Below are 3759 nucleotides of genomic sequence, written 5' to 3' on the forward strand. Positions count from 1 at the left end.
CCACACTATGCACCGGCTTTGGTGATGGTGCGTTGCATTGCAGGACAATTGCGATATGAGCTAATAATATTAGCTTCACTGCCAGCGGTGACGCACAATCTTGCGGGTCGAGCGGCTAAAGAACACGAACATGGCGACATTGGACGGAATTGACAGGCGGCTGCTGGCCGAGCTTCAGGATGAGGGCCGCGTAACCAACGTGGAACTGGCCCAGCGCGTGGGCCTTACGGCGCCGCCCTGCCTGCGCCGCGTGCGTGCGCTGGAAGAGGCCGGCGTGATCCGCGGCTATCACGCCGATCTCGATCCGGCCAAGCTGGGTTTCGCGATCACGGTCTTTGCCCTCGTCAGCCTGAAAAGCCAGGCCGAGGAATCGCTGCGCCAGTTCGACGAGCACATGCGCACGCTGCCCGAAGTGCGCGAATGCCACATGCTCAATGGCGAGATCGACTTCATCCTCAAGATCGTCAGCCGCGATCTGCAAAGCTTCCAGGAATTCCTGACCAGCAAGCTGACGCCCGCGCCCAACGTGGCCAGCGTCAAGACCTCGCTCACCATCCGCACCGCCAAGCAGGTGCCGGGCGTTCCATTCACCGAGTGAAGCGGGCCTAAACTCCCCATCTCGTTAGAGGAGGGGAGAATGGTGGCGGGCGCCCTTTAGGGCAGGGAGCCGCCGCGCGGGTTACTGCGCGGCCTTGGCCTGCTTGTGGTGGCGGATCACTTCCTCGATTACGAAGCGCAGGAATTTTTCGGAAAATTCCGGATCGAGCCGGGCATCCTCGGCCAGCTTGCGCAGGCGCGCGATCTGGCGCTCCTCTCGGCCGGGATCGCTGGCGGGCAAGGCTTTTTCGGCCTTGTAGGCACCCACGGCCTGGGTGATGCGAAAGCGTTCGGCCAGGATGTGGATCATCGCGGCATCGATGTTGTCGATGCTCTGGCGATAGCCGGCCAGAACCGGATCGGTGCCTTCGGCGGATGCGCTCATGTGCTTTCGGGCCTTTGTCAGTGGGGTATGCAAAAGTGTCGCTCTGCCGCTACCGTGCAACTTGCGACTTGCCAAGCCGTGCACCACGCGCCAAGCGGGCAGCAATGACTGCTACCCTCCATACGCTCCCCCGCAAGGCCGAACCCTCGCTGGCGCCGCTGATGGCGCTGGTGGCCGACGGCATGAACAGCGTCAACGCCGTGATTCTCGATCGCATGCAATCGCGTATCCCGTTGATCCCGGCGCTGGCCGGCCATCTCATCGCCGGCGGTGGCAAGCGCATGCGCCCCATGCTCACGCTCGCCGGGGCGGCGCTGCTGGGTTATGGCGGCAGCCGCCATTTCAAGCTGGCGGCTGCGGTGGAGTTCATCCACACTGCCACCCTGCTGCACGACGACGTGGTCGATGGATCGGACATGCGCCGCGGCAAGAAGGCCGCCAACATCATCTATGGCAATCCGGCCACGGTGCTGGTGGGCGATTTCCTGTTCTCGCGCAGCTTTGAACTGATGGTCGAGGACGGCTCGATCAAGGTGCTGCGCATCCTGTCGGGCGCATCGGCCGTGATTGCCGAGGGCGAGGTTGACCAGCTGGTGGCGCAGCGCCAGGTGGAAACCAGCGAAGAACGCTATCTCTCGATCATCAACGCCAAGACCGCGGCCCTGTTCGCCGCTGCCTGCCGCATTGCCGCCGTGGTGGCCGAGCGGGACGAGGCGGACGAACTGGCGCTTGACGCCTATGGCCGCAACCTGGGCATCGCGTTCCAGCTGGCGGACGATGCGATCGACTATGATTCCGACGCTTCGGAAATGGGCAAGGACCAGGGCGACGATTTCCGCGAGGGGAAGATGACGCTGCCGGTGATCCTGGCCTATGCGCGTGGCAACGAGGAAGAGCGCGGGTTCTGGCGCGATGCCATCGCCGGCAATCGCAACAGCGACGCTGATCTGGCCCATGCCATCACCTTGATTCGCAAGCATGATGCCGTAAATGCCACGCGCGAGCGGGCGCGCCATTATGCCCAGCGCGCGATCGATGCCATTGCCGGCTTCCCCGCCAGCGCGGCCAAGGCGGCGATGGGCGAAGCGGCCGAATTTGCGGTGGCGCGGCGGTATTGATCAGGGCGTGACGAAGCCTGGTGCTGCGCCGCTTCAGCGGAATACGTGCACCAGCCCTTCGATCACCGATGAGCCGGCCAGCGGGCCGATCAGCATCATCACCAGGTTGATCGCCACGAGCACCACCACGATGCGCTGCCGACGCGGGGTGAGCCTGGGCGCCGGTTTGGGCTGTCGGTTGGGTGGGGCTGGCGGCCACGGATCTTTCAGGTCAAGAAACATGGGTCCTCTCGGGGCAGGCCGTGCCGCGATCGGGCACCGTTGCCCATTGTGGTATCATGGATCTGACCGCGTCGCACCGGCCCTCATGGGAAGTTTGGCCCGATTCGGCGCTACTGGCTTGTTTCCCAACGCATAAAGGCATGGCTCATGACTGCGACCCCGTTCCGTCCCGTCCTCTATCTCAAGCGTTCGTGCCCGTTCTGCCTCAAGGCGGTCGCCTTCCTGGCCGAGGCCGGGCAGCTCGACAGCGTGGACCTGCGGGCCTTCTGGCCCGGTGGCGAGGACGAAGCGCCGATCCGTGCGGCTCTGGCGCCGCATCTCGACAAGGTGACCTTTCCCACGCTGGAAGTGGAGCCGGGCCGCTTCATCGCCGATTCCGATGCCATCGTCGCGCTCTATGCGCAAAAGGTCGGGCTCGATCCCGCGACGGCGCCGTTCTATCAATATGTCATGGCCGGGCCAAGGCGATAAGGGCAGGCGGGTGACCGATCTGCCCATCCACGCCGTCTTGCCGGATCTGCTGGCTGCCCTGGCCGCCAGCCCCAATGCGGTGCTCATCGCGCCGCCGGGCGCGGGCAAGACGACCACGGTGGCCACGGCCTTGCTGGGCGAGGCATGGTGCACCGGCACGGTTATCCTGCTGTCCCCCCGCCGCGTGGCGGCGCGCGCTGCGGCCGAGCGCATGGCCGACCTGCTGGGCGAGGCGCCGGGCGAGACGGTCGGCTATCTCACCCGGCTCGACAGCAAGCGATCGGCGCGCACCCGCGTGCTGGTGATGACCGAGGCGATCTTTGTCGCCACGATCCTGGCTGATCCCGAACTGACCGGCGTTTCGGCCGTGCTGTTTGACGAAGCGCACGAACGGCATCTCGATTCAGACCTCGGCCTGGCCTTGGCCCTGGAGGCGCAAGTCGTGCTGCGCGAGGATCTGCGGGTGGTGGTGATGTCGGCCACGCTCGATGGCATGCGCTTTGCCGGACTGATGGGCGCGGATGCGAACGGCCAGGCGGCGGTGATCGAAAGCGCCGGCAAGGCCCATCCCTTGCGCGTTCGCTGGCTGGGCAGCAGTCCGCAGTTACGCACCGAGCAGGCGGTGGCCAATGCCATTGCCCTGGCCTGGGGCGAAGAGACAGGCGACATTCTGGCGTTCCTGCCCGGCGTGCGCGACATCGATCGCACGGCCGAAATCCTCGCACAGCGCCTGCCCCACGCGCTGGTGCTGCCGCTCCACGGGCAGGTCGATCCGGCAGGTCAGCGCGCCGCGATCCGCCGCGATCGCGAGGGTCGGCGCCGGATCGTCCTGGCGACAGCGATTGCCGAAACCTCGTTGACGCTGGATGGCGTGGCGGTGGTGGTCGATGCCGGGCTTTCGCGCCGGGCAGAATTTGACAAGGTGGCAGGGGTGACCCGCCTGGTCACCACCCGCGCCAGCCAGGC

General features: G+C 65.7%; 5 protein-coding genes. 4 read left to right on the plus strand and 1 reads right to left on the minus strand.

What is annotated here, in order from left to right; genetic code table 11:
• Positions 1–130: 130 nt before the first annotated feature.
• Positions 131–598 (plus strand): Lrp/AsnC family transcriptional regulator, encoded by a 468-nt coding sequence (locus H926_RS0120645; RefSeq protein ID WP_022677956.1) that lies wholly within the window; start codon positions 131–133, stop codon positions 596–598.
• A gap of 81 nt (positions 599–679) precedes the next feature.
• On the opposite strand, the gene H926_RS0120650 is transcribed toward H926_RS0120645, so the two are convergent.
• Positions 680–982: a chorismate mutase gene (locus H926_RS0120650; RefSeq protein WP_022677957.1), complete on the minus strand. Its 303-nt coding sequence runs from the start codon at positions 980–982 to the stop codon at positions 680–682.
• Between the two features lie 104 nt (positions 983–1086).
• Between H926_RS0120650 and H926_RS0120655 the strand changes: the two genes are divergently transcribed.
• The 3 genes from H926_RS0120655 to H926_RS0120670 all read left to right on the plus strand — a co-directional run.
• Complete coding sequence (locus H926_RS0120655) at positions 1087–2100, plus strand: polyprenyl synthetase family protein (protein ID WP_022677958.1); 1014 nt, start codon at positions 1087–1089, stop codon at positions 2098–2100.
• A 369-nt stretch (positions 2101–2469) separates the two neighbouring features.
• On the plus strand, positions 2470–2793 hold the full coding sequence (locus tag H926_RS29420) for a glutaredoxin (RefSeq protein WP_022677960.1): 324 nt from the start codon (positions 2470–2472) through the stop codon (positions 2791–2793).
• Positions 2794–2803: 10 nt separating this feature from the next.
• The coding region (locus H926_RS0120670) for a DEAD/DEAH box helicase (RefSeq protein WP_022677961.1) at positions 2804–3759 on the plus strand (956 nt) is incomplete at its 3' end.

The organism is Novosphingobium sp. B-7, from assembly GCF_000410615.1.
Taxonomy (GTDB): domain Bacteria; phylum Pseudomonadota; class Alphaproteobacteria; order Sphingomonadales; family Sphingomonadaceae; genus Novosphingobium; species Novosphingobium capsulatum.